This window comes from Paraburkholderia sp. 32, from assembly GCF_050435345.1.
In the GTDB taxonomy this organism is placed as follows: domain Bacteria; phylum Pseudomonadota; class Gammaproteobacteria; order Burkholderiales; family Burkholderiaceae; genus Paraburkholderia; species Paraburkholderia tuberum.
This window is the reverse complement of record NZ_JBNDKD010000003.1, coordinates 191,383-218,236: the sequence shown is the minus strand read 5'-3', so window position 1 is coordinate 218,236 and position 26,854 is coordinate 191,383. Positions and strand designations below refer to the sequence as shown.

General features: G+C 55.6%; 24 protein-coding genes and 2 pseudogenes. 12 read left to right on the top strand and 14 right to left on the bottom strand.

All coding sequences use genetic code 11. The features are described from left to right. Positions 1-224 precede the first annotated feature (224 nt). The 5 genes from OKW26_RS23705 (at position 225) to OKW26_RS23685 (ending at position 6,055) form a co-directional block, all read left to right on the top strand. Positions 225-800 carry a hypothetical protein gene (locus tag OKW26_RS23705; RefSeq protein WP_429355413.1) on the top strand — a complete coding sequence of 192 codons (576 nt, stop codon included), beginning with the start codon at positions 225-227 and terminating at the stop codon, positions 798-800. Beyond that, the gene (locus tag OKW26_RS23700; protein WP_429355412.1) at positions 797-2,173 is read left to right on the top strand and encodes a 7-cyano-7-deazaguanine synthase; all 1,377 of its coding nucleotides are present in this window, start codon (positions 797-799) and stop codon (positions 2,171-2,173) included. The genes OKW26_RS23705 and OKW26_RS23700 overlap by 4 nt, the downstream gene beginning before the upstream one ends. Next, entirely contained in the window at positions 2,166-3,356 is a 1,191-nt protein-coding gene (locus OKW26_RS23695; protein ID WP_429355411.1) for an ImmA/IrrE family metallo-endopeptidase, read from the top strand. Before OKW26_RS23700 ends, OKW26_RS23695 begins: the two co-directional genes overlap by 8 nt. A 4-nt stretch (positions 3,357-3,360) precedes the next feature. Then, the gene (locus OKW26_RS23690) at positions 3,361-3,987 is read left to right on the top strand and encodes a DNA-binding protein (protein WP_429355410.1); all 627 of its coding nucleotides are present in this window, start codon (positions 3,361-3,363) and stop codon (positions 3,985-3,987) included. A gap of 523 nt (positions 3,988-4,510) precedes the next feature. Next, positions 4,511-6,055 (top strand): hypothetical protein, encoded by a 1,545-nt coding sequence (locus OKW26_RS23685; RefSeq protein ID WP_429355409.1) that lies wholly within the window; start codon positions 4,511-4,513, stop codon positions 6,053-6,055. A 361-nt stretch (positions 6,056-6,416) separates the two neighbouring features. Here OKW26_RS23685 and OKW26_RS23680 read toward each other — a convergent pair whose 3' ends face one another. Next, positions 6,417-6,677, bottom strand: a complete 261-nt coding sequence (locus OKW26_RS23680) for a hypothetical protein (RefSeq protein WP_429355408.1) — start codon at positions 6,675-6,677, stop codon at positions 6,417-6,419. 372 nt (positions 6,678-7,049) lie between these two features. Then, entirely contained in the window at positions 7,050-7,700 is a 651-nt protein-coding gene (locus OKW26_RS23675) for an RES domain-containing protein (protein ID WP_429355407.1), read from the bottom strand. Between the two features lie 92 nt (positions 7,701-7,792). On the opposite strand from OKW26_RS23675, the pseudogene OKW26_RS23670 reads away from it, so the two are divergent. Further along, positions 7,793-8,170: pseudogene (locus OKW26_RS23670) on the top strand (dsDNA nuclease domain-containing protein); the annotation flags it as partial. A 925-nt stretch (positions 8,171-9,095) separates the two neighbouring features. Here OKW26_RS23670 and OKW26_RS23665 read toward each other — a convergent pair. The 4 genes from OKW26_RS23665 to OKW26_RS23650 all read right to left on the bottom strand — a co-directional run bounded on the left by OKW26_RS23665 (position 9,096) and on the right by OKW26_RS23650 (position 12,227). Then, the gene (locus tag OKW26_RS23665; protein WP_429355406.1) at positions 9,096-10,319 is read right to left on the bottom strand and encodes an IS3 family transposase; all 1,224 of its coding nucleotides are present in this window, start codon (positions 10,317-10,319) and stop codon (positions 9,096-9,098) included. A 277-nt stretch (positions 10,320-10,596) separates the two neighbouring features. Then, a complete protein-coding gene (locus OKW26_RS23660) occupies positions 10,597-10,806 on the bottom strand; it encodes a hypothetical protein (protein ID WP_184062782.1) in 210 nt (69 codons plus the stop codon). A gap of 337 nt (positions 10,807-11,143) precedes the next feature. Then, complete coding sequence (locus OKW26_RS23655) at positions 11,144-11,665, bottom strand: DoxX family membrane protein (RefSeq protein ID WP_027197785.1); 522 nt, start codon at positions 11,663-11,665, stop codon at positions 11,144-11,146. A 31-nt stretch (positions 11,666-11,696) separates the two neighbouring features. After that, a complete protein-coding gene (locus OKW26_RS23650; protein ID WP_260321307.1) occupies positions 11,697-12,227 on the bottom strand; it encodes a hypothetical protein in 531 nt (176 codons plus the stop codon). Positions 12,228-12,603: 376 nt separating this feature from the next. Here OKW26_RS23650 and OKW26_RS23645 point away from each other — a divergent pair, with 376 nt between their 5' ends. After that, complete coding sequence (locus OKW26_RS23645; protein ID WP_184062784.1) at positions 12,604-13,716, top strand: porin; 1,113 nt, start codon at positions 12,604-12,606, stop codon at positions 13,714-13,716. A gap of 1,005 nt (positions 13,717-14,721) precedes the next feature. On the opposite strand, the gene OKW26_RS23640 is transcribed toward OKW26_RS23645, so the two are convergent. The 8 genes from OKW26_RS23640 to OKW26_RS23605 all read right to left on the bottom strand — a co-directional run bounded on the left by OKW26_RS23640 (position 14,722) and on the right by OKW26_RS23605 (position 19,895). Beyond that, the gene (locus tag OKW26_RS23640; protein ID WP_184062786.1) at positions 14,722-14,985 is read right to left on the bottom strand and encodes a DUF4148 domain-containing protein; all 264 of its coding nucleotides are present in this window, start codon (positions 14,983-14,985) and stop codon (positions 14,722-14,724) included. Positions 14,986-15,490: 505 nt separating this feature from the next. Then, a complete protein-coding gene (locus OKW26_RS23635) occupies positions 15,491-16,027 on the bottom strand; it encodes an IS66 family transposase (protein ID WP_429357124.1) in 537 nt (178 codons plus the stop codon). A 274-nt stretch (positions 16,028-16,301) separates the two neighbouring features. Further along, positions 16,302-17,738, bottom strand: a complete 1,437-nt coding sequence (locus tag OKW26_RS23630; RefSeq protein WP_429355405.1) for a DHA2 family efflux MFS transporter permease subunit — start codon at positions 17,736-17,738, stop codon at positions 16,302-16,304. 8 nt (positions 17,739-17,746) lie between these two features. After that, positions 17,747-18,484 carry a TRAP transporter substrate-binding protein DctP gene (dctP, locus tag OKW26_RS23625; protein WP_429355404.1) on the bottom strand — a complete coding sequence of 246 codons (738 nt, stop codon included), beginning with the start codon at positions 18,482-18,484 and terminating at the stop codon, positions 17,747-17,749. Continuing rightward, complete coding sequence (locus OKW26_RS23620) at positions 18,481-18,810, bottom strand: hypothetical protein (protein WP_429355403.1); 330 nt, start codon at positions 18,808-18,810, stop codon at positions 18,481-18,483. Before OKW26_RS23620 ends, dctP begins: the two co-directional genes overlap by 4 nt. A gap of 58 nt (positions 18,811-18,868) precedes the next feature. Beyond that, positions 18,869-19,054: a hypothetical protein gene (locus OKW26_RS23615; protein WP_429355402.1), complete on the bottom strand. Its 186-nt coding sequence runs from the start codon at positions 19,052-19,054 to the stop codon at positions 18,869-18,871. Then, the gene (locus OKW26_RS23610) at positions 19,051-19,521 is read right to left on the bottom strand and encodes a hypothetical protein (RefSeq protein ID WP_027197791.1); all 471 of its coding nucleotides are present in this window, start codon (positions 19,519-19,521) and stop codon (positions 19,051-19,053) included. Before OKW26_RS23610 ends, OKW26_RS23615 begins: the two co-directional genes overlap by 4 nt. A 104-nt stretch (positions 19,522-19,625) precedes the next feature. After that, positions 19,626-19,895 carry a hypothetical protein gene (locus OKW26_RS23605; RefSeq protein WP_429355401.1) on the bottom strand — a complete coding sequence of 90 codons (270 nt, stop codon included), beginning with the start codon at positions 19,893-19,895 and terminating at the stop codon, positions 19,626-19,628. A gap of 743 nt (positions 19,896-20,638) precedes the next feature. Here OKW26_RS23605 and OKW26_RS23600 point away from each other — a divergent pair. From OKW26_RS23600 to OKW26_RS23580, 5 genes and pseudogenes are all read left to right on the top strand, one after another. Next, positions 20,639-21,730 (top strand): annotated as a pseudogene (locus OKW26_RS23600) (ISL3 family transposase); the annotation flags it as partial. A gap of 3 nt (positions 21,731-21,733) precedes the next feature. Further along, positions 21,734-22,864, top strand: coding sequence for a porin (locus tag OKW26_RS23595; RefSeq protein WP_429355400.1), 1,131 nt, complete (start codon positions 21,734-21,736; stop codon positions 22,862-22,864). Between the two features lie 69 nt (positions 22,865-22,933). Further along, entirely contained in the window at positions 22,934-24,298 is a 1,365-nt protein-coding gene (locus OKW26_RS23590; protein WP_429355399.1) for an MmgE/PrpD family protein, read from the top strand. A 7-nt stretch (positions 24,299-24,305) separates the two neighbouring features. Beyond that, the gene (locus OKW26_RS23585; protein ID WP_429355398.1) at positions 24,306-25,400 is read left to right on the top strand and encodes an enolase C-terminal domain-like protein; all 1,095 of its coding nucleotides are present in this window, start codon (positions 24,306-24,308) and stop codon (positions 25,398-25,400) included. Between the two features lie 80 nt (positions 25,401-25,480). Then, positions 25,481-26,839, top strand: coding sequence for an MFS transporter (locus OKW26_RS23580; protein ID WP_429355397.1), 1,359 nt, complete (start codon positions 25,481-25,483; stop codon positions 26,837-26,839). Positions 26,840-26,854: the final 15 nt, after the last annotated feature.

Below are 26,854 nucleotides of genomic sequence, written 5' to 3'. Positions count from 1 at the left end.
ACCACCAGCGGTCAGAAAACCGACCTGGGATCCGACTCCGCTAACGGCACGTCGCTGATCCAGCGGTTCTTATTGACCCAGCGAGACTCGCCTCCGCCACCGTCAAGGCCGATCGTCAGCGATTTCTTCGCCCGTGACCTCGGCTAGGCGCAATGTCAGCATATTTTACGCATAAGTTGACATTGTCAGATTTAAATCGTACATTGCTGACATTGGAGGGCGCTATGTCTGACGGACCATTCAGAAATGTCGCATTAACTAGTCGTTGGAAGGTATACGGCCAAAAGCTGGTTAGCGACGCCACGAGCGCTGAAGAGCGCATGGCGCAGGCTTGCCACAGCATGATTCGCGACGTAGACATGAAGACCTTCCATCCCCTTTTCGGCGAACTCAGAGCACATGCCCAGCGCCCCCAAATGGATCTGGACCCTGCGGCAGCGATCGAGACGATCTTTGATCGCCACCCCAGGTCGTTTCTGTCCGAGTCTCTGAACAGGCATTTGATCGCGAATCTCAGGGATCAGATTTCGACGAAGCAAGCACTTGATCAAGCGTTGGGGAACACGGCAAGAGAATGGATCGGCACCACTAAGAATCGGCTCGACGAACACTGCATTCGTGCCCGCGATCTTGGAGACATGAAGCGCGAGGATTATCGAAAGGGCCTTGAGCGAAACCACGAAACCTTTTCTGCCATGAAGCCTGATGAGCTCTGCGCTGCTTTGGCCTCCGGTAACAAGCGCGCATTTGGCGAAGCGCTCCATAAGAAAAGCGGCGTAGATGAGGGCCCTGAAGAATGAGCACTAGCGTCAAAAAACCAGCTAGATCGGAAAAGCGTCTGGTTGTCCTCGAGAATGGGCAGAAGCGCGGTCGTGCCGTCCCGAAGGATGCCGAAATCGCGGAAATCGGCCAGCACATCCGCTTTGATCCGTCAGCTCTCGATAGCTTCGACGTTGAGGGGTGCAAGCCAATTCACTACGATATGCTCGTTCTCTGTGCCGCCGTGGAGTTCGCTGATCGTCGCTGGAAGCGGCCGCTGGGCTGGCGGCGCATCTTACATGTGACTCTTCCCGTTGCCGCCCCCGAGAGTTGGCAGCAGCCGGAGGTTCTGAACAGCCTCCAGGGCGTCTTGAACCATCTGACCGGCGACACGTGGCAATTCACCTTTGTGAAAACGAAGGCGCCCTCGCCAATCGGCTCGCGACAGATACCTTTGGACTTTGGTAAGACCAAGACCTTTGCTGTTGCCTACAGCAATGGTTTGGACTCGCGCGCAGTATCGGCCTTGAGCGGCGCAAGGGACGAAGCCCTTTGTATCCGGGTCGCTGGAAATTACCAGCGCCCCAAGGACGGCGATAGCTACTTCACTCAGATTCCCTTCGAGACCAAGGAATACCGTGGCAGCGAGAGTAGCTTCCGCTCACGCGGATTTCAGTTCGCAGCGGTAACAGCGATTGCCACGCAGCTCTCGAACGTGACTCGGATTGTCGTTCCAGAGAGCGGACAGGGAGCGCTTGGACCGGTGCTGCTTCCGCTGTACAACGTTTACCCTGACTATCGCAACCATCCGACGTTCTTTCGAAAGATGGAGCAGTTCATCAGGGCATTGCAAAACTACCAGGTCAGTTTTGAGCAACCGCGCCTTTGGTTCACGAAAGGCCAAACACTAAGCGCATTCTTGCACATACCTGGAAAGTCTAAAGAGCATCTGACGAATACTCGATCCTGCTGGCAAACACGCCGAGTAGTTAATGTAGGTGAGAAGAAACAGTGTGGCCTGTGCGCTGCCTGCCTGCTGAGGCGCTTGAGTCTGCATGCCGCCGGAGTCACAGAGACTCGCGACACCTATATTGTGTTCGATCTTGCCGCCTCCGATGTGGGAGATGCTTTGTCGGTCATCCCTCAGAAGGCCGATAGAGACATCATGATCGAATATGGAAGCGTCGGTGCGCGCCATCTGCAGCATCTTGCGGACATGGCCGGTCGACCCGACGACGGTCTTCGCGCGTACGCTTCGCAAATCGCGATCGCGACCGGGGAAACCTATGAGGAAACTTTGAAAAAACTGAAATGGATGTTGGCATCACATGCCAAAGAATGGCGAGCATTTCTGTCCGCTCAAGGGCAACAAAGCTTCCTGAACAACTGGATGGATGGAGGACGCTATGGCTGATCTAAATGAGCTGACCTCACAGGAAATTGGACGCCGCCTGCGAATAGCACGAGAGAACGCAGCCATTCGGCAAGAGGATGCAGCCCAAATCATCGGCGTTTCCCGCCCCACTCTCGTATCCATCGAGAAGGGCGTACGCCGCGTGCGTATTCAGGAAATCCAGTTGCTCGGCCGCCACTACGGCGTATCAGTGAACGCTCTGCTCCGCCGGGAAGCCGTTCACGTCGACTTATTGCCTCGCTTTCGAAAATTGCGTGAAACAGAAGACGCGCAAACCGCTGATGCTATCCGGCTATTCAACGACTTGATTAAAGCGGATGTTGAAATGGAGAATATACTGGGCATTCAGCGCCGACGAAATTATCCGCCGGAGCGCGGCCTCAATGAGGGCGACGTCACGGCACTTGCCGAAAAGCATGCCAAGGAATTGCGCGACTGGCTTGGTCTTGGCTCTGGACCGATTGCCGACATTTTCTCGGTAATCGAGCTGGATCTTGGCATCCGCCTGTATCAGCGTCGCCTTGCTTCCAACTCGAAGATTGCGGGCCTCTTCAACTACGATGAAAGCATTGGTGCCTGCATTCTTCTCAACGCTAGTCATCCGTTACCCCGGCGCATCCAGTCCGCGGCGCATGAGCTCGGCCACTTCTATGGGACGCGTCAGACTCCGGAGGTGCTCGAAGAAGATGAGAAATTCCTGTCACGCGACGAGCGCTATGCCAACGCTTTTGGTCGTACTTTCCTGACGCCGGCCGAGAGTTTCTCGGAAAGCTTCCGCCAATTGAAGCAGATCACTGGCAAGACGACCCGCCGTCTAATAATTCTCCTCGCCCAACAGTACAACATATCGCGACAGGCGTGCTGCCTCCGGCTCGAGGAATTAGGGCTTGCCAAGAAAGGTACCTGGGTCTGGTTCGAGAACAATGGCGGCATCACCGATGAGCACGCTCGGGAGGTTCTCGGCGAAATGACTGAACGCCGAGATCCGGCGAAAAGCGATGCCGACCGTCCCATCTCCCACCGCCTGAGCTTGATGGCACATGCCGCCTGGAAGCGCGAATTAATGTCGGAAGGACAATTGGCGGAGTTACTAAAGTTAGGCCGAGTGGAAGTACGCGGCATTATCGATCAAATCGAGCTTGAGGAAAGGGATACGGATGAACTGCTCAAGCTCCCGGATTGATATCGTGAACCAATGGGTTCTCGACACCAGCGTACTGATTAACCTTCACGCGTGCAAATATGGTGAACGAATCCTCTCGGCCATCCCGAACGACATTCTCGTTCCCGAAATCGTCGCGGGAGAACTGGAACATGAGAGAAGCCGTAAAAATGGCGAGTACACCTTTCTGCAGGCGCTTGTGGCAGATCGAATCGTTACTGTCGTCGGTCTAACCGACGCTGAGTATCTGATTTTCCACGAACTTACTTCGACGTCTCCGTCGCTGGATGATGGTGAGGCCGCGACGATTGCCATCGCCGCCTCCAGGCAACTTCGACCGGTTATTGATGAACGAAGGGGGCGAATACGCGCCGGCACACTGCTGCCAGCGTTAGTGCCGCACTGGTCGCTAGACCTTCTTTGGCATCCGACGGTCATCGCCACACTTGGTGTCCAACATGCTGTAGACGCGCTATATCACGCCCTACGCGATGGCCGCATGCGGATTCCCTCGGAAAATGCGGATGAAGTTATTGCACTCATAGGCGTAGAGCGGTCGCGCGACCGCACTTGTCTCCCCGGGTATCGCGAACGATTTTCTGGCAGTCAAAACCATCAAGATGGTGACGTCACCGCGTTGACGGAGCGCTAAAAATAACTACTGCGCCAACTCTTCACCCACGTCGATCGGCCTTTGCAAGCGCATACGGCGGGAAGGCAGATGTCGAGGTCGAGGGAAAGCAAGGTGATTATCTTCGCGCTCAGGCAGTTGAAAGACGCCTCAGGAAGTACGCTGCGCACTCCTTCTCGAAGTCTTTGCTGTTCCGTCCCTGTGGCACAATGAATTTGTCTGGAAAATATATCTTGTCCCCAATGTCGCTCGATACACCCGCCGAAACTACCAAAGCCAGTCCGCCCGTTGAGCATCGTCCTCCCAGTGGGGCAATCGTCTTGCGACCGGTCTCCGGAAATGTCAGACCTAGTGAGGATCTCCGCGCGATACAAGGGAAAGTCGTGGTTTGGTGGTTCGGCGGCATAGTTCAGAACCGCCGCGATGAAAGCGTGCCCAAAGTCGCAGTGTTCCTCCGAACGCTCGACAAGGACAATGTACCCCGAGCATGGCAGCAAATTAGCGTGGCGTTGACCCACTTGGGCATTCTGCGCATTGGGACGGTTTGGCAAAATGGAGTTTGAATGGAGTTTGTATTGGCAAAGCTGAACAAGACGATCTGCGTGCCGAGATCGAGTTTACTCCAGGGGAATGGAGTTTTACCTCTCCTGACGAGTGTTTGTATAAAGGTGAACCGAGCCCCCTGTCCGGCTCCGACTACCCGCTCCGGTATCAACGCGACAGGAATTGGTTGATTAGCTTCCGCTTGCCCAACGGAGGCAATCTTCTTGTCCCATGCATCGAGTTTTTGACCCGATGTTATGGCCGCTCCCAGGAAGTGCCTCGCATACTTACAACGTATCGTTGGGAAGAAGCTGCGAACCGCTTTTTCGCTCCATTCGACGCGACAGCGGTCGAGCCAGGGTACTGGCCGATCAGATTACGCAAGCGTCTGCACAACGGAGACACGGTATTCCTCGCCCATGCATTGCACGACGATTTCGCGCGAAACGCAGCAAAGAGCATTTTCACTCAGATCAGCACTGCATTCAACCGCGGCGACTCGTACGCTTTCCCCAAAATAGGCCCGTGGTTCTCGGGCACAGCAACGATCAAGGTCCGTGGCCACTGGATAAACAATGGCCGGACGTTTTTGGCTCTTCGCGTCGATGGCTTGACAGAACCAAGCGGCATTCCACTACAGCGCGATAGGGAAAATTCGAACAAAGTGGAAAATCCGGCGACAGGCAGCGGCATCGGAGAAGCGTGGAAAGGAGCACCGGGCCGTCACATCGTTCGCCCCCCAGAGATCGTGGACCTCACTGATGCTAATGCCCCGCAGTTCGGGGCCGCGTCGACCGACGTGGTCGAAGACGACTTCGAAGTATTGGGAGAAAAGCGGGCAGTTAAGGATTATCGCCGCTACCAAGCGGAAACATCCGCAGGGAAACGCAGCGATGGGCGCAATCCAGACTCGTTCTCAAGTGGAGAAGTCCGCGGTGCCGGGACTGACACCGGCCATGCTTCCATTCACGCGCATGTGGCAATGGAATCCGAAGGCACACTACGTGACATGTGGAATGCTCTCCGAAAACTCCCAACGTCACATCCCGATCAGGTTCGCAGCGTTGAATGGTACACGCACGAGAATGGTTTCAGAAGCAGCGAGCCACCACAACTCGTCGCGCTTACACCGTTTGACAAAGACGACAAGGACATTACAACGAAGAAGCGCAACTGGCTTTTCTTCGATGTCGAACACCGCCTTCCTCGCGGCATACTTGTAGCGCGCGTTGTTAGCCCCAAAAAGGTAATTTACATCGTTGAAATTCAGAGGCGTCCGCGAATTGCGAAAGCAGATGATGGCACGGAAACTGGTGCGGAAGAAAGTTTCCAAGGTCTGGTTTTCGAACTTCACGATGAACTTACGTTTCTCGACTGGCTGAATTACTTGCTATCCGAGATTAGGCATGTCGTCGGTATCGTAAAAAATCTGACAGCTCCATGCCCTGGCAATGCTTTTTCGTTCAGGCACGTACGGTCCGGCGACAAGCATCCAGGTCAAGCTGCAGTGAGAAATGCTCTCGAGAAACTCGACATCAAAGTCTGACAACAAATCAATCCTTGCATTGTGCAAGTCAGCGTAACATTGGACCGGCTGACTCCAGACTCATTTTTTTCCAAAAAGCATCCAACGGGTCCTGCATGTGCCAAGCGACGGACACAGAGGTCAACTTTCAACGCGAACCGCTGGAGCAGATAGAAACTGAGAATCCCTGCCCCGTTTGATCGCGAATTGTTTCGCTCCACGTACTACTGCATAGGCCGGTCATTATCTTCCCCTGCCCGACGTGCATGCTGGCCGGGAGCGACCGATTTCGCGCCTCTATTAGGTCTGTCCTTCGCGCGAGCACACGCCACCGTCCGCGTGTCTTCGATCCTCTCGCCACGCACGTAAAGCGTTCAATGGCTCAACAACAAGCAAAGCCGTCAGTCATAACGTACTCCACACTGCCGCCGCGATGACGAGAAAGTACATTTCCGGGTTTGTTGTCAATACCGATTCCCGTGCATTCGCGCTTGAGCCATATGCTCATAGCTTGCAAACCCGCTAGCAGGCCATACGGATCGCCAACTGGCGCGCTCGCTCCCGGAGCTCCATGTACAAAAAGCAACACGGATTGTATCCAATCATAAATCTGCCTTTGGGTCGCCGCATCGAGGTCTTTCAACAGTTCAGTTTCCGTTACAGTGTATGGATCATTCGATCCTGAGATGAAAGGTCCGAGCGGCGCTCGATGACAATCGATTCTCGGAAAGCAAGGTAATGACTGGGTATGGACGAATCGGACAAACTGATCGTAGGCTTCGTCTTGAGAGATCTTGACCGCTCTCTCCGCTGCATGGTTCAGAAGGACGAATGACCCCGTTCCAGAATGTGTCGAGATTTCTTCGTACCCGGCGGATTTGTAGTGGGTTCGTTCGCTTGTTAGATACATAGTTTGCATTTCTGACGTGACCTCTTGATACGAGAACCGCTACCCCCAAACAAGACAGCACAAGACCATCTGGCAATCCGCCTGCATTTATTGCGGGTGAAGCTATCAAACCGAAGCGGAAGACTCGACCTTTAGTGGTTTCGACGTATACGCCACCGCGTCAATATGAAAGAACTGCGGCCTGTCGTGAAGCTTCACTGGGAACGTCGGCTCGTGAGTAAGATCGTCCAGCAGCGCCGAAACCGCACTATCGCTGAAAACAACAAAGTTGGTACCACCCGCATGCTGAACGGAGGAGAAAATCACACCACCGAAATCGCCCGCGAGTTTGTGACGAATAAACTCGACCATCGCTTGTGTCGTGATATAACCGGTTTCGCCTTCGCGCACTGGCTTAGCGATGACCTCCGGCAGATGGAGCAACAATTCACGGCAGATCTGTCGCTCTTCATAGTCCTCGTACCAGTAGCCCAGCTTCGTTGGAGCCCTGAAGTTCTTAAAATTTCGGAAATCAAAGAACCTGATGGGACGTGTAGTCTCGAATAGACCAACCGCTACCGTCACGTCAAGGCGCCCAGTCGTCGCGTCCCTCAAACCCGCGTCGCGTCCGGGTTTCGCATTTCTTTCGGAAACGAAAAAACGAAAATAACGGGATCGTATGCGATATGGATACGACAACGTCGTCACCAGCACTACGGGCTCTGCCGGGCAGCACACTCGCACGACTGTGGAATGCTGCGCCGGATTGCTTGGCATCTCCCCTGGAATCGTTGCCGCATTTGCTTGTTTCCTGATACTGTTCTGCGCGAGAGCGATGAGGTTTACCCCAATCCAAATATAGAATTCCCATGGGACCGAGCGGCGAGGCCAAATCAACAGTGCGTGCACCGAGCGCGGCCAACCCTGCAACGAAACGCAATACCAGCGACCCCGGCGACGCCACGGAGCGCAATTTCCGGTATCAGCATGCGTACGGGGTCATGCTTATGGTTGCGGCCCGGCTTGGGACGCGACCGTACACCGCGCTGTGGTGCGAACATCATGAGGACTTTCTCGCCGAGAACGGCCAGGGCATCTTCGATGCATACCAGATCAAGACATCACGCCCGGAACGCGGCGCCTGGGACTTGGCCGATAGCGAACTGACAAGGTCGATCGGGCGCTTCGTTGATCTCATAGCGGAATTCGGCGACCGGATTGGTCACGTCTACTTCGTCTCCAATACAGAGTTCGACGAGCCAACGCCGGCGAGTACAGACCAGAAACGACGCGGGCGCAGTCCACGTCTATTCCTCGAGCATATCCGCCAGTGTCCCAGCAGGGCCGAAATATCATCGCCCTTTGACGGCGCTTTCGACGAACTACTGGCCGCCTGTGGCTGTGAGGTCGACGAATTGCTGCTCACCCTGCACCGCATGGATCTGATTCTCGGTCCGTCGCGTGGCGAGTTCGATGCCGCGTTGTCACACGAACACATTGCCCGGCTGCCGATCTGCCGCGAGTTCATTGCTGAACAGCTCGATACATTCAGGGACAGCCTGGTTGCACTCGTCCATCGGGCCGCATCCCTTCAGGTGAGCGACCCCATCAGGCATCTGCGTGCACTCATCGATCCTGTGGATCCCGATCCAGTCCTGCTGGCCAAGCGTGTCGACATCGCACAGGCGCTGCTGGCTGTACCTTCGTCAGCCGGGAAACCCTCCTTCCGGTTTCCGGGCAAACCGACGATCGATCTCAATGCGGGCCTGAAGACCAGCGTGCTGGAACAGAAGCTCGTTGCAGCTGGATTGTCAGAGGATGTTGACTACATGCTTGCGCGTGCACGTGCGGCCGAATATAACCTTCTCGAAGAAGCAACCCGATACCCTGAAAAGTTCCCCGAGCGACTCCAGCAGATTGAGCAGCGCGTGCATGGGGAACTGTCTGAAGCCAATCTTCGCGCGCGCCAGCGAGACGCACCCTACGGCCCCTCGATGCTGATTGACGTCCAGGATCGTCTTCGAGATCTTGCCTCGCAGCACGCGGGACAAGTCTTCAACCAGAGCTATGAATGTCTAGTCGGCGTCGCAGGCCTGCTAACCGGGGAATGCCGGGCATGGTGGGGTCCACGGTTTTGGACTTGCCCCTGCATAACCGGACATGCAGTCACGCTTAGGTTGGTGAATTTGCTCGCTGGCGAAACTCGCGTGGTGAGCAGTATTTCAGGGCGCTGTGCGGATGCGACTCGTTGTAGTGGTCAAACGCGATGGCCAGGTTCTGCAACGCCGTTCTCGCGTCCGGCTTGGGCATCCCTCTCTTCATCGTTTTGACGAAGCTTTCGGCCATCCCGTTGCTCTGCGGACTTCTGACCGGAGTCGTGATAGGTTTCAGGCCCACTTTTTTCGAGAAGGTGAGCGTCTCCTCGGCAATGTAGCAGGAACCGTTGTCGCTGAGCCATTCGATTTCGTTGTCGGCCTTCAGTGCACCATCGAAACGGTTTTCCACAGCCTGAAGCATAACGTCACGCACCATGTCTCCGGTGTAGCCCCCGGTGGTCGCAGCCCAGCTCATGGCCTCCCGGTCGCAGCAGTCCAGTGCAAAGATAACGCGCAGCGGCGAGCCGTCATCACAACGGAACTCGAAGCCGTCCGAGCACCAGCGCGCATTGCTCTGGTCCACCGCGACCCTGCCGTCGTGCCGGCGAGTTGACTGGGGATGGCGCGGCCGGCGTTCGAGCAGCAGACCATGGGTATGCATGACCCGATAAACCCGTTTTGCATTAACGCGAGGCTGCCCATGTGCGTCCCGATTTCGCCGTAGCAGGGCCCAGGCGCGTCGGTAGCCGTAAGTAGGCAAATCAGCAACCAGCCCTTGAAGTTCCGCCACGAGCGGCATGTCGTCGCGGGCGGGCGTCTTGCGCCTGTCGACCCATTCAGCGTCGCGCTTTGATTTCACCGCGAGATTAGAGCGCGACACACCCAGGACTTCACAGACCGTCTTCATCGGTCGTCCCCCCGGCGGCAATGGTGAGCGCGCAATCAATTTTTTTGCCCGGCCGTACTCCACTGCTTCGCGGAGGATTTCCACTTCCATCGTCCTCTTGCCCAGCAGCCGCTGGAGTTCACGAATCTGCTTCATCGCTTCGGCCAGGTCCGACGCCGGCACCACCTGCTCGCCGGCACTGACTGCTGACAGGCTTCCGTCCTGATAGAGCTTGCGCCAGGCGAATACCTGGTTTGCATTCACCTGATGACGACGGGCGACTCCGGAAACGGTTGCTCCGGGCTCGAAGGTCTCGCGCACTATCGCGAGCTTCTCCTCGACAGAGCGCCGACGGCGCTGTTCGGGTTGGGTCAGAACTTCAATGGGTTCCACGTTAGAGCTGGGCTTAAACATAGGCGTAAGACTACCTCAAAGTTTAAGCGTTACCTTGTGTCCGGTTTTCGCGGGGGCCGGCCCACCTACTTCGTGCACGTACTCACCGAACTACCGCAACGCGAACCGCGTGCCGACGTGACTGACCTCCTGCCGTTCAACTACGCAAAGCTCACCGCAGCCGCTCGTTGAGCTTGATCTGGCCGACGCATTCGAAGCGCCTTGCCGATCGATGCGCTGCCGTATTGCATGTCGCCTTCCGTATACCCCTATGAACTCGGTGTGCTAAATCGCGCGCTTACCATTGATCACGCGCGAGCGTGAACTTTACGCCCTGTTCGATTTCTCGCGCTTCACCTCGCGGCGTCTCCTGCAGTTCGGTTTCTTGATGGGCCACGCGCCGGTCGTAAAATTCCAGGTCGAAACCACCGAAGTGATTTGCAAGGTCTTGACCGTAGTCATTTGAACCGGGATGTGTGTTGGACTGTGATTTAAAAGAATAGCTCATATCATTTACCGTAACTGAGTGCGCCCTCTTCGTCAGACACTTGAAGGAATGCCTGCAATCGCGCGAAGTCGCCCAAGTCCCGACGCTGCGCCGATATCGCCTGCACAGACGCGGACAGGACCATGATCGGCTTGAATCCGAACTTCGTTATTGCACGATCAACAGCATGGCAAATAATGCACCCCGAATGTCGCTACAAACTCGGCTGAATGACAAACCGATTTAAGAAGTAGTAACCTTTTTGTCGTTTGTTCGGGAATATCGCGAGATACTTACACAAAAAAAGAGCTACGTTGCCGAAGCAGCATAGCTAAATCCCTCACTTCAAAATCCGAATTCAGACCAGATCAGCAGCATCTGGTTTGAAAATTTTGGACAACTTCTTCCAGTCGCTGATGCGGCCGATCGTCGTCTTGAACGTCATCATCGGCAGGTAGTAGCGGATATACCAGACCAACAGCACCAGGTTGATGTAGAGACACCCGACGCCCATGTATGGCGTGAACATCTTATCGAAACGATGGTTCAGGATGATTGCGTTGTACCAGACCACAAACGACACCGGCAGCAGGACCAGTAGGCCGATCGGCACGAAGAGGCCAAGCACGAGAGACAGGCCGCCCAAGATCTCAAGCGTCTTCACGATGTGGAAGAAGTGCGTGTGAACCATCGTGACAAGCAATTCATTCGACGCATGGAGCGTGCCGAACGGCTGCGGAAAGATTGGTCCCATCCCGAGTACGGTGCGCCAATAGCTGGTGCCGCTCACCACCATCCAACCGCCGAGATACAGGCGACAGAAGGTCAGAATAATTTTGCCGACGAGTTGAGCCGTCGTCCTACGATCATCGTTAGACATATATGCTTTCACCGTTTTGTTTACGACCCGCTTATTTGGAGCCCCGCTTTTGCGCGGCAACCTCAGTGTTCGCCGCCTGTTCTTGCACCGGAGCCGTGAGACGATCACGTCGAATGATCCAGCCCGACCCGTCGAGCTGGAATACATCAACGACGTCTTGTGCGGCCTGACCGCGCGCGGCGCCAATCGTGTGGTAGACAGCGACGTCAAAGCCTTCAACGATAATCTTCTTCACGTGATCGGGGATCGGCTCGCCATCCCGGTGATCGACGGTCTGGGGCGCGGTATCAATCGCTTTAGCCGAGAAGTATTCCTTGTAGGCCTCGCTCCCATGGCCCTGCGCATAGGCCATGTCCATAAATTCGTGAACGACCTCATGGGGAAGTTTGCCGGTGCCTGCGTGCCACTTCCAACGTGGATCCGAATGGAGATCGTGCGCAATCCAGCCGACGAAAATGAATCCGACAAGCATTGCTGCTACACGTCCCGTCCAACTATCGAGCCATCCATCTGCTTGCGCGATGAACTCGGGCGACGAAAGACCACCCTGAATGTTTGACATCCTTTCTCCTTGGCACATTGCAATAGGAACCTTGAGCCCGCTGCCCCGGTCCGCGTTTTGTATTCAATTTAGCATATCTAATGCTATAGGCAAACAAGAAGCCTTGTAAACGTGGGGAAAACCCGATTTTGACTTCCGACCCTAAGAAAAATGAGTCCCTATTGCACATTACTTTGCATCGCTAAGTAACAAAGTCATGCCAAATGGATCACGCGACTGTCATCTAGTGGATACCCTTAAGCAACATTTTGGTGCTTTTTCCACACAACTTATGCAACAAAGAATATCATTTTGAATTCGTACACCCCATATCTCGGCGTGTCACGGTGGGTCGGCAGCCCGCCCTACGACCAATATCAATTTTTGGAGGCTTCCAGTGCGTAAACTTATTACCTGCGGCGCAATTGCCGCAGCAGCATTCGCGCCGATGATGGCTCAAGCGCAGCAGAGCAGTGTCACACTGTATGGCGTGGCCGATGTGTTCATGGGTTATTTTGCCAACTCCAATGGGCAGCACGTCATCAGCATGAACAGCGGTGGTGCAGGTGGTTCGCGCTGGGGCTTGAGGGGCCAGGAAGATCTCGGTAACGGTCTATCGGCAATCTTCACCCTCGAAAGTGGCTTCAATATCAACAACGGCACCTCAGGCCAAAGCGGCCGTCTGTTTGGTCGTCGTGCGTTTGTCGGCCTGCATAGCGCACAGTACGGCGAGTTGATCGCCGGTCGCCTCCAGACGATGGGTTACGATTGGGGTGGCACGTTCGACCCGATACTGCTCGCACCGGGATCCCCGCTGGGTTCGATCGGCGGTGAGAATCCGCGTCCGTGGCTGTTCAACATGCTGCAAGACCCGGCACGGTCGGACAATTCGATTCAGTACACGAGCCCGACATTTCGCGGCTTGACCGGCACGCTAACCTATTCTTGGGGTGATCCCTCCGATCCGCTGACGGCTCAAGCCTACCAGCGGCACTTCGAACTCGCGACGCTGCGGTATGAAAACGGCCCCCTGATCACGGAATACGGTTTCGGCCATAGCCTTCAGAACCAAGCTGCCGTGGCTCGCAATACGTACGAAAATGTCCTTGGCATCCGCTACAACCTGAATTTCATGGAATTGTATGCCTCGGGCCAAATCCGTACCAACGATCCAGGCTTCGTTGACAAGGGGTGGCAGGTTGGCTTCACGGTCCCGACCAGCCCTTTCGGCACGGTCCGCGTCTCGTATGGCGAGCTGAGCGACCAGAATCTCACTGCGAGCGGCACACAAATCACGACGCCGGTTAAAGTCGGAGACTGGTTCATCCGTTCCGCTGCTATCGGCTACACCTACTCGGTTTCGAAATCCACTATGCTCTATGGCTTCGTCAAGAAGCTCTGGAATAGTGGTATCGCAAGTCAGTCGATTTACCCCCCGGGGGGCTTGGCTACTACCGGTCAGCACTCGAATGTGACGGCTATCGGTCTGGGCATGTCGACGCGCTTCTGAGCGTAGTTGCTGTTGCAATTGAAAACCCGCCGAACGAACTGACCCCGCGAAGTCGGACAGTTAAAATCTGGCGGGCCATCAAGGCCTGAGTCCTTTTCTGAATAGGACTTAGGCCATTAATTTTTCCTGACGCGTTCGTGGTTGTTGTAGTGGATGTATCTATCCAGCGCGCGTGCAATTGACCGGCGCACGCAAAACGTTCGAGCCCGGCGGATTCAGACTGAGCGCGCCGAAGAGGCTTGCCATGGCCGCCTTATCGAGGCAATCGCCCTTGCGGGACATGCTTTGCACGTGGCTGCGGCGGTCCTGCAGTTGACGATAGGCTGACGTGCAGCGGTGTCAGCACTGGTCTGAACGCTGCAGTGGCCACTCCTTGCGTGGGAGTGCGGTCTGTGCGTTCTTCAACCTCCGCTGGCCAGTTCGTAGCTGAGTCGCTGATCCATCCGGAAGCAACGATTTCTCCGTTGTATGAATCCATCACCGGCGACACATAGAAGCTTCGGCCCGTCGACGTTAAAGCCGGCTAGATCGGAACCCACTTCTGGACGGGCCACCGGCGCGGTACTTGATCAACTGTCCAGCCTGCCGGATCGCCTCCATGACATGCACATCGCCGTAACGCGCCCGTGATGATCATAGTCGCTCCGGAGCTCGACTGTGAGGTCCGCGTACCGGACGCTCGTCCCCAGAGTAGCGTCCCTGAAAAGGCTCGATGCGCTGCTGCAGGCAAAGCACCGACGGCCTAAACCGGGCATCGTGGCCAATGACCTTAGTGCACTGGCCGGCCAGGCGATGTTCCCGGTAGCTCGCCCCCGGGTCGGATCGCCCTGCCACCCATGCCATAACGCGCGGCCGACGTTCGTGTGCTCGCGCCCGGCTCCAGATACCACTGAACTATCTGCCGCCGAAACTGCTCGTTGTACTTTGCATCCAAAGGCCGGATCAATATCCAACTACAGGGGCGCGGTTCACGCGAGCGGTCTTTCCAGTCGAGGATCGCCGCGGTCAATGGCGCGCGCCACCCGCAGGAGTGGCAGTCTCTGCACGCCGTTGTGCGACGATCGCGCCTGCGCGTAACGCGCTTTCAGGGTAGTGAGACCAATCGTCGGACTGATCGTAGCCCGCCCGCTGCCATTCGATCACCTCGGCGCGCACCTGGGCGCGCGTCAGCGGCGCTGTCGAATCGTACGGTTGGGCGAGCGCCGCAACGGACGCAAAGCAGCACGCTGCGGCAAGGGCGCCGAGCGCAATACGCGGAAGAGAGGTCATGGCAAGGCCTTTTTTATCGGGGATATCCCTGAGAGTATAGGCGCTGTCTTGACAAAAAAAAGGCAGATCGAAACAACATTCATTCTGCCTGATGTGTACCGGCGAGACCCTCGAAATGTGGCTCCAGCAAGCGGCGCGCCGACTTGGTGCCCTACTTCCTGCGCCGCCGAGGCAAGCTTCGACAGACCGCCGGCTTCGCCGCAGTCCTTCGTCCAGGCGCGAATTTGGACCTTGCGGCCATGGCCGGCCCGAGGTGTTTGATGGATCGCCTAGCATCGAGCCACGCCGCAATTGTCAAAGGAATACGCGGCGCAATCTTCTGGCTGCCGTCCATCACAAAGGGACGTGAAGGGCGGGAAGCCCGCGTCGCGTCTTCAATGCGACGGAGTGGATGTCGGGCACCGTCGTCGCTTCTTCACGACATGCGACGCTATGGAAAACGTCGGGACGCTTGAAATCTGCTTCGCCAGTTTCGCATTCCGGCAATACTGCTTCTCGATGACCGTCAGCGAGATGATCCGCACCGTTCATCCCCCTGCAATTCGGAAAGGCGAACGAGGTCAAACTGAATCCGTGAAAACAGATCTTCTGCTTTCGCGTTTGTAATGTCTCTTGCAAATTGCTTCCAGAGTCGCCGCTCGATCTCACGCCGACGCGACGGTGCACCTGACGAGCGCATCGCCCCTCGCCGCGTCAGCTTATGCATCCATCCCGCTGGTCGCCCCATAAACACCAACATGATCAAAGATTGCGACGACCGGATGAATCCGCCTTTCCTTTCCTGCTCTACCGCTCTCAGGGCGCGTTCAGCGGCATGGTTGTCGATCTCGACTATCCCCTCGTCGACGTACATTGTAAGCGCGGGCCACTGGTTGAGCGCGTAGTTGATGGCTTTGGCGGTATCGCCTTTCTGCGAAATATGACTCAATGTCGAGCGCAGCCAGGTCTCGAGGGCGTCGAGTAGCGGACCCCGCCTGCTCCTGACAGACACGTCTTCGCACGTCCGTGGCTTGCCGCGGATCGCGGGCTCAATTGCATACAGTTCGCCTCCGGTGTAGCGCCCAGCCCTTCGGTATTCCGCCTCCTTGCACCATCCGGTTCTCCGGGCTCAGTTCAGTGCCTGGGCTTTTTCTCTTAACGGTTAGGCCCGACGGTATCGTCCGCAAAGTCTAGTCGACAAGCAGATCGGGCCGAATGTGAAGCATGCGAAGCGCACATCGCGATCGTGGCCATCATAATGGCTAGCCTAAACTCCGCCCGAAATTGTCGCTGACTGCGGGTGCGCATCCGGCGCTCATCGTTTTAACCGAGATCACTTACCGCAGCTCGGCACCTTCATCGTTCGGAAGACGGAGGAACGCAGGCATTGACAGACAACTCAACGCCCCGACGATAAAGAACATCATCGGAAAATCGCTCATCGTCAAATGCTCCGGACTATGCCCGTGAGCCCGCGCACTAAACGTCAAGCAGGAAGCGCATAGTGCGACACCAATACTCATCGACGTCTGCTGCATCATAGTTGAAAGTGCTGTTGCCTTGCTCATGATGGCCTTCGGGACGCCGGAATATCCGACCGTATTCATCGTGACCATTCCAAGCGAATTGAAGATGCCAGCCGCGAAGAGCACGGCGCACATGAAATAAATCGACATTCCGGGCGAGAACAAACCATAAGCAGCAAATGCGGCACCTGACAGTACCGTCGCTGCAATCATAAGAGGTTTGAATCCGAATCTATTAATCGCCCGTCGCATAATTGGCCGAATCCCAAAGGCTCCAACCGAAAGCCAGGCACTCGTCAATCCGGCCTGAATAGGCGTGAATTCCAAACCGACCTGCAAAAGCAGCGGAACGAAAATCGGAGACGATCCGACCGCTATTCTTAATGGCATACCGCCGATATTTGTGATACTGAATGCTTTATATCGGAATAGGCTGGGCGGAATGATCACGTCAGCACGATCTCGGCTATAGATCCAATAGGCGATTGATGCCACGATACCAATGCTTGTAATAAAAATTGTAGCGCTCAGAGAAACAAAATTGTGCCCGATAGTTTCCAGGCCGCAGACCACTCCAGAAAGTCCGATCGCCATCAAAACAAAGCCGGTGACATCAAACGGTTCCCTTTTTTCTGATCGCGAATCCGGCACAAACTTTAGTGACAACAAGATCCCCAGCACGCCGAAAGGGATGTTGAGCAGGAATATCCAGCGCCATGACGCCAGCGTGACGATGAAGCCTCCGAGGAGCGGTCCCAAGACACGACCGATGGTCCCAGGCACAGTAAACCAGACCATCGCCATTACCAAATGTGCAGGCGGAATGCTGCGCAAGAGAATCAACCGGCCGACTGGCACCATCATTGCGCCGCCAAGGCCCTGCAATACCCGGAACAGAACTATTTGAGTGATAGAAGTTGCGGCTCCGCACAGTGCCGACGCCACCGAGAATATCGCAACTGCCGAACAGAAAACACGGCGGGTACCGAAGCGATCCGTGAGCCAACCGCTCGCGGGCAGAAACAGCGCTAAACTTAAAAGATACGCGGTGATGGCGAAGTTGAGGTGAAGTATCTCGACGTTCAACGACGTAGCAATCGATTGAAGTGCCGTGCCCAATATCGACGTATCGATTGCCTGCAAAAACATCGGCACAGCGACGATCATAGGAATCAGTCGCGTCTGCCGAGAGGGCGACGCCGTTTTGGCGTCCTGCTTTGCCCCGAGGATTATATTTTCGTCACTCACCGAATTATCTAACGCTTTGCTATCTGACGCCGATAGGTATCGAGAATTATGGGATCGTAGTTCCGGAAGAATTGCTCTCTGACGGGCTCCGTCATAGATTCCATCCTTGCAATTTCCTTTGGCGAGAGGCTCTGAACGATCATTCCATGATGTGCAAGTGTGGCTCTATCTGCCTCGGCCTGTTCTCGAACCAGGTCGCGTTCATAGCGCCCTGCTTCCACCGCTGCGTGTTGCAGAACATTCCGGTCCCCAACCGACAACCTTTGCCATATTGCGGAGTTAGCAACGACTGCAATCGCGCTATAGGAATGATTCGTCACCGTCACGCTCGACTGAACATCATACAGATGGCCAACCAGGATTTGGGAGTAAAAGTTGTCTTCGGCCTCCACTCGTCCCGACTTCAGAGCCGGATATAGATCGGGATACGGAAGACCAACGACCTTGGCACCTAAGGCCTTAAACGTCTCCACAAACGCCGGTTCCGGAATCACACGAACCGGACGGTCAGTCAGATCATTAGCGTGTTTGAATGGCTGCCCCGACGTCGTGATCTGCCGGAATCCGTTTTCCCACCAAGCGAGCCCCGTCAGTCCATGGCCTTGGAGACGCGACAGCAATTCCCGGCCAAAGGGACCGTCCAGCAGTTCATGCGCCTGGCGATCGCTGTCGACCACGAACGGAAGGTCCATGATTTCGAATTCGCGTTCGAGATGACGCAGCGCCGGCGTAACCAGCAGCATCATATCGGGAGCACCAGGCCCCCCCCCTTTTGCAATGCCTTGATCTGGTCTTCGGGCGATCCAGGAACCGTCGCTCGACTTACTGTCACTGCCAGGCGTCCGTTGGACTCCTCGTTGACGAGTTCCGCGAACCGGATCATGCCGCGCACTGTCGGTTGATCCGAATTCAGGGGCGACCGATATTCCATGATCGTAAGCGTTTGCAGCGGCTGTGCATGTACCCATATCGGCTGTGCAATCAAAAGCGTTCCGAGCAGCGCCCCGGTAATGTGATTGCAAATATGCTTTAGCGACCATATCGACTTGGAACGTGTAAATCGCTTCGTCATGTTTCCAGCGTCCTTCGAGACGGTGAAGTGAAGGTACGGGTGCGCTGTGGACGGCGCGTCAATCTTTATATCGCCTTGATACCGCGGCCCGGATCATCATCGCCAAAACAATGATCCCGGCGCCCAGGGGCGGACCATAATCATAAAGACGTAGATGACGCACGAAGAAAATTGTCGAAGTGGAAATTACAATCAGCGTGACCGCCACAACAACCATAAAAACAACAACGAAATCCCTCTTCACGACTCACCCCTCGGCTCAAGTCCTTCGCGTTTCATCCCGTCCCAAAACCAAAACGGCTGCGCCTTTATACGGCAAAAATTTGCATAGTATCCACCGTATGCCAGCAAGAGTGCGCCGTTCAGGAACAACTCCTGAAGGCCAGTGAACAATTCACGCGGATCAGGCGAGACGAAGAGATTCAGAAAGACGATCGTCGTACTGATACCCGCCATGACGATCAGCGCAAGCGGCACCCCTATATCGAGTAGCAGCGACGTACCGAGTATGACCTCAACATACTTGATCATTTGATAGAACCCGACGTCCGCCATCGCACCGATATACGCACCAACTTTGCCTGCGTGGCTGAAATCCGGCACGTATCTAAAAATTACGTAATAAAGTCCTGACTCAAGATAGTGGAACGCGAAATACAACCTCCCCCACATGACTAGGTACTTCCACGGTGATTCGTGTGCCATCTTCATCGTACTTTCCTTTGATACAGATAAAAAGACTACGTCACCTATGCGAGGCAGCGAACCCTCACTTGGGGTAATCAGTTGCAATTTCGTATATCCGATTTACAGACTTACGCGACGTCCGGCCAGCAAATGCTCGACAACGCCTTCCAGTCGACGATACGGCCGATCACCGGCTTGAACATCAACATCAGGAGCAGTACCTGGTGTGCCACACCATCATGTACTGGCACCTTTGCGGAAGCCTCTCCATGAACTCCGGTAAAGATTTCATGCCGGAGCTTGCCTGTGTCCGCGTACCAGTGCCAATGCGGGCCGAAGTGGAACTCGTGAGCGATCTGCACGATGAACAAGACCCCCAGAAGTGCGACGCCCCACATCCATGCAAACTGTCGAACCAGGCGCTTACTCGGGTCGCAGTGTGCTGCTCGAGCAGAGTTCCCGGTGGCGAACCAAACATACTCCCCGCGGGCTCAACGAAAGAAAATCGCCCGCAGCTTTTGTATTCAATTTAGCCTATCTAAAGTATAGTATATCGTCGCGCCGCGTGGACACAGGGAAAACCCCCATTCTAATTCTGACAGCTCATTCCGGGGGCAGGCGCAGGTTTGGCGAAAAAATTCGCTCAAATTCCGATACTCCTCGGGAATGTTAACCAGGTTAAACCTTGAGGGCCGGGCCGTGCGTGCATGGTATATCTTCTTGCCTACGATATTGCCGGCATAAAGAGCTCGCTATCGAGTGTGTCTGCGGTAATCAGAAGCAGGCTACTTACGGATTCGACGTGTTTTCGATTTGGTAGCGAACATATTCGATTCCGCAAGCCGCGAAGTGTCGTTCGGCAGTCCTGCCCTTCGGACAAGCGTCAAAATTAAAACGGATCTTCGCGGAAAAGTGTGATGGTTTTTCATGATGAAAACGTCGGAGAGCCAATCTGGGTAAGGGTTCGCGCGTCTTGATGGCCTCGCGAAATCGGGCATGATTTCGCGATGGCTACTTCACGCAAACTCAAGCGTCTTTCTGACGCATACCGGTTCGACGGATTCCGTCCTTGCGAAGCGCTGCGCGGTGTCTTCGGTGATCGCATGGCACGCGTAGTCACGCTGGTTCGGCGCTCAAAAAAACGGCCTGCAAGGGATGTGGTCGACGGTGCTCGATCCACGATCGCACGGTGCGTCGCGTTCGAGATCTGCCGAACGGCGACGTACGGATTTACCTGGAACTCGAAGCTCGTCGGGTCCGCTGTCGATGCGATGGCAGCGTGAAAGGCGAACGACTGAGCTTTCTGGCGGACAACCCTCACTACACGAAGCGCTTCGCGTGGTACGTCGGTCGTCGCTGTCGCGAGAGCACGATCAAGGACGTGGCCGACGAACTGCGATTGCACTGGCACACGGTCAAGGACCTCGAGATGCAGTACATGCGGGCGCAACTGGAGCGGTTCGGCACGCCTGGGCCGAAGGTCATCGGCATCGACGAGATTTCGATTGGCAGGGGACAGACGTACCGCATTGTTGTGAGCGACCTGATACGGGGCCGTGCGATCTGGTTCGGTGGCGAAGATCGAAAGGAGGCCAGCATGCATCAGTTCTATGACTGGCTGGGCGAGAAAAAGGCCCGCGGCATCCGGCTTGTCGTGATGGACATGTGGCGGCCGTTTTACAACGTCGCGCAGGAACGCGTGCCGCATGCGGCCATCCTGTACGACAAATTCCACGTCATAAAGCAGCTCAACGAAGCCCTGGATGAAGTGCGCAAGAGCGAATACGCTCGCCTGCAAGGCGAGCAGCGGCGCTACATCAAAGGCCAGAAGTACGTTCTGCTTAGTCATCGCGAAAACCTGTCGATGGAAGGCAGGAACTCGTTGAAGACGCTTCTCGCAGCGAACCGACGGCTGAATACCGCGTACCTGCTCAAGGAGTCGTTCGGGCAGTTGTGGGACTACGAGCGCGAAGGCTGGGCACGTCGCTTCTTCGAGAACTGGAAATCCAGCCTGAGGTGGCAGCGTTTGAAGCCCTATGAGAAGTTTGCCGCGATGGTCGAGCGTCATTGGGAGGGGATTGCTTCCTATTGCAAGCCAGAAAACAAGGTGCCGCTCGGCTTCGTTGAGGGACTCAATAACAAGATTCGGGTCATCCAACGACGCGCGTACGGATTGCGAGATGAGCAGTATCTGCGCCTGAAGATCCTCACTTGCATGCTGCCTCGAATCTGAAAAATGGAGATTTTTCATCACTCTTTTCCGCGAAGACCCATTAAAACGATCAGGAGACTATCTCTCGTGAAAAGGACCAGGTACAGCGCGCTATGCGCAGTCGCTTTACTCGCGGGCACCAACTGGGTTTATGCCCAATCCAGCGCAACCTTGTACGGCATCGTCGATGACAGCCTGAGCTACAACTCCAACTCCAATGGGCACTCGCTCTGGTCACTAGCCAGCCAAAAGCGTTGGCCGAACATGTGGGGGATGACCGGAACAGAAGATCTGGGCGGCGGCCTGTCGGCAGTCTTCCGATATGAAACCGGTATCCAGTTGAATACTGGCGGTTCGTACACGCGTCAAACCTGGGTTGGCCTGTCGGACAAGAAGTACGGTGTGCTCACGTTGGGCAAGCAGTATGACGCCGCTTACGGTATCGTGCCGTTCACCACGGCGATCGACAACTCGACGACGGCGGCGCACGCCGGCAATTACGACCGCGGTACCGGTCTGACGCTGAACAATACGATCAAGTACCAAAGTGAGCCGATTGCCAACACGCGCGCGATGCTGTTCTACAGTTTCGGCTCGCCCGACTCCGGGACGACGAACACGGGCCGAGGTGTCGGCGGCAACCTCGTCTACTCCAACGGTCCGTATAACCTGTACCTCAGTTATCAGAGCATCAACGGCACGACGATTAGCCCGGCGACTGACATTGGGGTTCATCGCATGTTCGGCCAGAATTTTTCGGCGCGAAGTTTCCTCCTCGATCACAGCAATGTATTGGGTGTCGGCGCGATGTATCGGACCCAAGACCTCAAGGTTACGGCGACGTTCACGCAGACGAAAATGGCGTTCCACAACATCACGGAAACGATGTCGAGTTACGAAGTCGGCGGTCGCTATAACGTCATGCCCGACGTCATCGTCCAAGGCGCCTATTCCTACTCGACCATGGACCAATACAAGTGGGACGTCTTTGCTGTGTCATCGGCGTATCTTCTGTCAAAACGCTCGCAACTCTTCACCACGCTTGTGTATCAACAAACGGGCGGCGATGGTCAGGTCGCTGTCCTAAATGGAGAATCGCCGTCCACGACGAACAAGCAGCTCGTGTTGCGTGTCGGTATCTTGCATAAGTTCTGATTTGCTGAAGCCCCGGGGCGGCCGTGGAGGCCCCGTCGTAATACGTTCTAAATAGAGTGAGAAAGCGTCATGGCGCCAAACGAAAATGCAGAGGCTTTCAAGCCACCGATCGACAATCCCACACTCGAAATCGTGAAGATGGCGCGAGGCGTTGGGATCGAAAATCTGCCACAGCAAACACAACGTCGCGTCAGATCGATTCTGCTGGATACGATCGGCTGTGCGGTTGCCGGCTCAACAACAGAAGTTGGACGGATCGTCGCCGACTATTGTGCTGGAGAGCACGGACCTCTGGAAGCCACTATGGTGGGCCATAAGCCCGTCAGCCTACTGAGCGCCGTTTTCGCAAACACGATCTTCGGAAACGCCCTTGATTACGATGCATTCGGTCCTGAAGGACATATGGCAGTCGTCGTTGTACCTGCCGCCCTTGCAGTAGCGGAAGCCATCGACTCTTCCAGCGACGACTTGATCACCGCTATTGCGCTTGGAATGGAAATGGGGGGCCGTCTCGGTGCCGCCCTTCGCAGGCCGACTAAATCGAAGGCTCCGCTGACGGGACATACCTTTGCAACGATTGGTGCTATGGTCGCCGCCGGTCGCCTTTTGAACCTTTCTGAAAACGAATTTCTGAACGCGTTCGGTATCGCAGCCTACTCCGCACAGATACCGACCCTCCGGCGGTTCTTCAGCAAGTCCCAGGATGCGATGACCAAATATGATCATATCGGTTTGGCGGCGCGCAATGGAGTCGAGGCTGCACTGCTGGCCCGCCGCGGCTTTACCGGCGATCAATCTGTCCTTGAGGGCGACTATCCGTTTTGGCGATTATCCGGCGCCGAGGGCTGTGACTGGGACCATCTTCTCACGGGGCTCGGTGAAGTCTGGAAACTCGATACTGTCGAATTCAAGCCCTACCCTGTCGGCACCGGGTCTGTACCGATCATCGAGCTGTTGCTCGGTCTCATTTCCAATAATGATCTGACCATAGGCGATCTCGATCATGTCGAGGTCCTGACAAGAACACACTATCTTCATCACGAGAAAGATGTCAGCACCCCCATCGAAGCGTGGACCGACTTGCGATACGGCCTGGCACTCGCGATTCTTCGCGTTCGTCCCTATCGCGATTGGTATGAGGCTGAAAACATCTCAAACCCCGTCGTCCAGTCGATGATGAAAAGGATTAGCATCCTGCCGCTAAATACGGGCCCCGGACGATGGTCTACAGAGATTACTCTGCAGACCCAGGACGGGCGTTCATTTACCGGTAGCCAGCACGGAGCTTCTCCCGTAACAAGGGCGCAGATCGTCGAGAAGTTTCGAGACAATCTCGACGGATTCGGATTTGACACGGCCAAGGCTGTACGCCTCTGTCAAGACGCAGATCGATTCTCAGTACGTTCTGTCGCGTCCCTCTTCTCTGTCGTGTGAGCAACAAATGGTAGAAAATCTCGACGTTGCAAGTCTTCTCGGAACGAAGATCGCGATTTCCATTGGGGCCGCTGAAATTCCGATTACGCCTTTTCGCGCGCTATCCGGTTTCCGCAATCATGTAACCGTGTTCTATGCATTGATCCGCGATGGAAATGACCGGTGCGGATTCGGCCATGTGCAGCACATGACGCGCGAGGCTTCGTTGGATGCGGCGCATGCCGCTCAAGAGCTATTGAGAGCACAGAGCATTAAACTCTCCACCCTGATCGCTATCGAAAGAAGCGAAGAACGGCATTTCGGTCGGGATTCGGATAACGCGACTCGCGCGGCAGCATGCGCTATTAGTCTTGCAGCGTGGGACCTCTTAGGTAAGATCCTCGATGTTCCGGTTGCGCATCTTTGGGGCGGTTTCGCTCGTCCGGTGCCCTGTTATAGCAGTTACCACCTCGCATTTGCAGCCGACGACGATCTTGAAGCGGCGGCCACTCACTGCTTCGAAGAAAACTTCACTCGCGCGAAAATGATCGTCGGAGCCCAGCCCTTCGAGGTAGATATCAAGCGCGTCGAGCGCATGCTCATGATGTTCGGTGCGGACAACCTGGCGATCGACGCGCTTCGTCGCTGGACGCCGCAACAGGCGAACGATTTCGTCAAGCGACTTTCGGCCCCGCTGTTTTGGGTAGAAGATCCCGTTGCCTATCCAGAACTTAACCGTGTATCGGTCGCCTCGCCCGTTGCCGTTGGTGAGATTAGCACGAACGTCTCCGAGCTGCTGCTCCTCGCCGAGTCAGGCGCTACCCATATGCTGCTCGATATGGGACTCTTGGGCGGTCCATTGCGTCAACTCGAAGCCGCCCGCATTCTAAACCGCATCGGAACTCGCGTCGGCTCCCATGCCTATCCGTACTACTCCGCGCATATCGCCTGCGGCGTGGACGATCATCTGCCCGTAGAAGTATTGGACTGGGGCGACTGCCTGTTCCACAAGGTGCCGCGTCCCGACGGAGTTGGTAGCCTGGCCGTTAGCGGACCTGGGTTCGGCCTGGACGTGGATCGTTCCTTCTTGGAAAACCGCTGCTACTGGTCCGTTGAGTTTTAATCCATTTAGCATTTTGGACTATTTGCTAACAGAGGATACCCGTGATTGAAAATATATTAGGGCGAGTAGACGTCGATAAGATGATCGAAGGCGCGAAGTTTCAAGGCCTCTTGATCGCGGTGTCGATCTGTCTGTTCTTTACGCTATTGATTGACGGCATGGACTTCACGACACTCGGCTACCTGATGCCGGTCGTGGCCAAGCATTTCGGCGCGAGTCGTAGTCTCGTGACGCTGGCGCTGTCTGTCAGTCCGATCGGTGGCGCTTGCGGTGGATTTATCGGTGGCTCGCTTGGTGACCGGTGGGGCCGTCGCCGTGCATTGATCACAAGTGTGATTCTTTTTGGTAGTGCAACGGTTGCGATTTCGGCGGCACCCAGCATGCAGGCTATCATCGCACTTCGCCTGATTGCTTCCGTCGGACTTGGTGCCGCAACTCCGAATATCGCATCACTCCTGTCCGAACTGTTGCCACAGCGCATTCGCAGTCAGGTCATGGCCACGGCATTTATCGGATTCCCGCTCGGTGCATCGCTGAATGGTCTGCTGATTCCATTGGTCTTGCCGCATTTCGGTTGGCGCGGTGTCGTCATGTTTGGCGGTGTAGTGCCGCTACTTCTCGTTTTCGTACTTTTCGGACTCGTGCCGGAATCTCCCGGCTTTCTTACGCTGAGAAAATCAAGAAATAAGGAACTCGCGACCACGCTACAAAAGTTGCGCCCGGACCTTACGGTATCAAGCGAAAGCCAATTCTTCGTTGAACGTCCCAAGTTCGGTCGCGTTGGTGTTCGCATGCTATTTTCGCCGCAATATCTCCGGGATACGCTTTGTCTTTGGGTCAGCGGGGCGTCCAATCAGTTTGCGGCCGTCTCTTTCTCCAGTTGGGCTTCCTCGGCACTGACGGGCATGGGCTTCAGTTTCTATGTCGCAGTTCACGGCCTGATGGTTTCGAATTTTGCCGGCGCAATCGGCGCATTGATCGGCGGCTGGCTGCTTGGCCGGTTAGGTTCCAGAAAATCGCTGCAGTATACTGCTCTGCTCGGCGTATTCGTTGCCCTCGGATTGTTCGCGCTCACAATCAACCACGTGAACGGCCCCTCGACACCGCTTGAGGACCTGGCGTTGATTGTCGGCATGGGCTTGACCGGCATTTCGATCGCAGGCATTCAACTCGGCGAATATCCTCTTTCTACCAATATCTACCCCCTCGAATTTCGTGCGTCCGGAGTGGGGTGGGTGGTCGCCGTCTCGCGCGCGGGCGCCATTTGCTCCGTTTCGATTACTGGGTGGGTGATCAAGAGTTTTGGTGCGCCGTATCTTTTCTTGGGCGTTGCAATCTCCATTGCTGTCACGTTTATCGCGCTTGGTTTGCTCAAGACTCATATTCCGAAACGATCTGTAGAACAGCAGGTTACGGAATCCCAAGCATCGCCCGTCTAGAGTTCGCTGAATGAC

What these genes read in the sequence shown, in the direction of transcription:
- OKW26_RS23705 (WP_429355413.1), top strand. Translation starts at nt 225, where the DNA reads ATGTCTGACGGACCATTCAGAAATGTCGCATTAACTAGTCGTTGGAAG.
- OKW26_RS23700 (WP_429355412.1), top strand. Translation starts at nt 797, where the DNA reads ATGAGCACTAGCGTCAAAAAACCAGCTAGATCGGAAAAGCGTCTGGTT.
- OKW26_RS23695 (WP_429355411.1), top strand. Translation starts at nt 2,166, where the DNA reads ATGGCTGATCTAAATGAGCTGACCTCACAGGAAATTGGACGCCGCCTG.
- OKW26_RS23675 (WP_429355407.1), bottom strand. Translation starts at nt 7,700, where the DNA reads ATGCCAAGCAATCCGGCGCAGCATTCCACAGTCGTGCGAGTGTGCTGC.
- OKW26_RS23665 (WP_429355406.1), bottom strand. Translation starts at nt 10,319, where the DNA reads ATGTTTAAGCCCAGCTCTAACGTGGAACCCATTGAAGTTCTGACCCAA.
- OKW26_RS23660 (WP_184062782.1), bottom strand. Translation starts at nt 10,806, where the DNA reads ATGAGCTATTCTTTTAAATCACAGTCCAACACACATCCCGGTTCAAAT.
- OKW26_RS23655 (WP_027197785.1), bottom strand. Translation starts at nt 11,665, where the DNA reads ATGTCTAACGATGATCGTAGGACGACGGCTCAACTCGTCGGCAAAATT.
- OKW26_RS23650 (WP_260321307.1), bottom strand. Translation starts at nt 12,227, where the DNA reads ATGTCAAACATTCAGGGTGGTCTTTCGTCGCCCGAGTTCATCGCGCAA.
- OKW26_RS23640 (WP_184062786.1), bottom strand. Translation starts at nt 14,985, where the DNA reads ATGACCTCTCTTCCGCGTATTGCGCTCGGCGCCCTTGCCGCAGCGTGC.
- dctP (WP_429355404.1), bottom strand. Translation starts at nt 18,484, where the DNA reads ATGATGCTGCTGGTTACGCCGGCGCTGCGTCATCTCGAACGCGAATTC.
- OKW26_RS23620 (WP_429355403.1), bottom strand. Translation starts at nt 18,810, where the DNA reads ATGACGAAGCGATTTACACGTTCCAAGTCGATATGGTCGCTAAAGCAT.
- OKW26_RS23610 (WP_027197791.1), bottom strand. Translation starts at nt 19,521, where the DNA reads ATGAAGATGGCACACGAATCACCGTGGAAGTACCTAGTCATGTGGGGG.
- OKW26_RS23605 (WP_429355401.1), bottom strand. Translation starts at nt 19,895, where the DNA reads ATGTGGGGCGTCGCACTTCTGGGGGTCTTGTTCATCGTGCAGATCGCT.
- OKW26_RS23595 (WP_429355400.1), top strand. Translation starts at nt 21,734, where the DNA reads ATGGAGATTTTTCATCACTCTTTTCCGCGAAGACCCATTAAAACGATC.
- OKW26_RS23590 (WP_429355399.1), top strand. Translation starts at nt 22,934, where the DNA reads ATGGCGCCAAACGAAAATGCAGAGGCTTTCAAGCCACCGATCGACAAT.
- OKW26_RS23585 (WP_429355398.1), top strand. Translation starts at nt 24,306, where the DNA reads ATGGTAGAAAATCTCGACGTTGCAAGTCTTCTCGGAACGAAGATCGCG.
- OKW26_RS23580 (WP_429355397.1), top strand. Translation starts at nt 25,481, where the DNA reads ATGATCGAAGGCGCGAAGTTTCAAGGCCTCTTGATCGCGGTGTCGATC.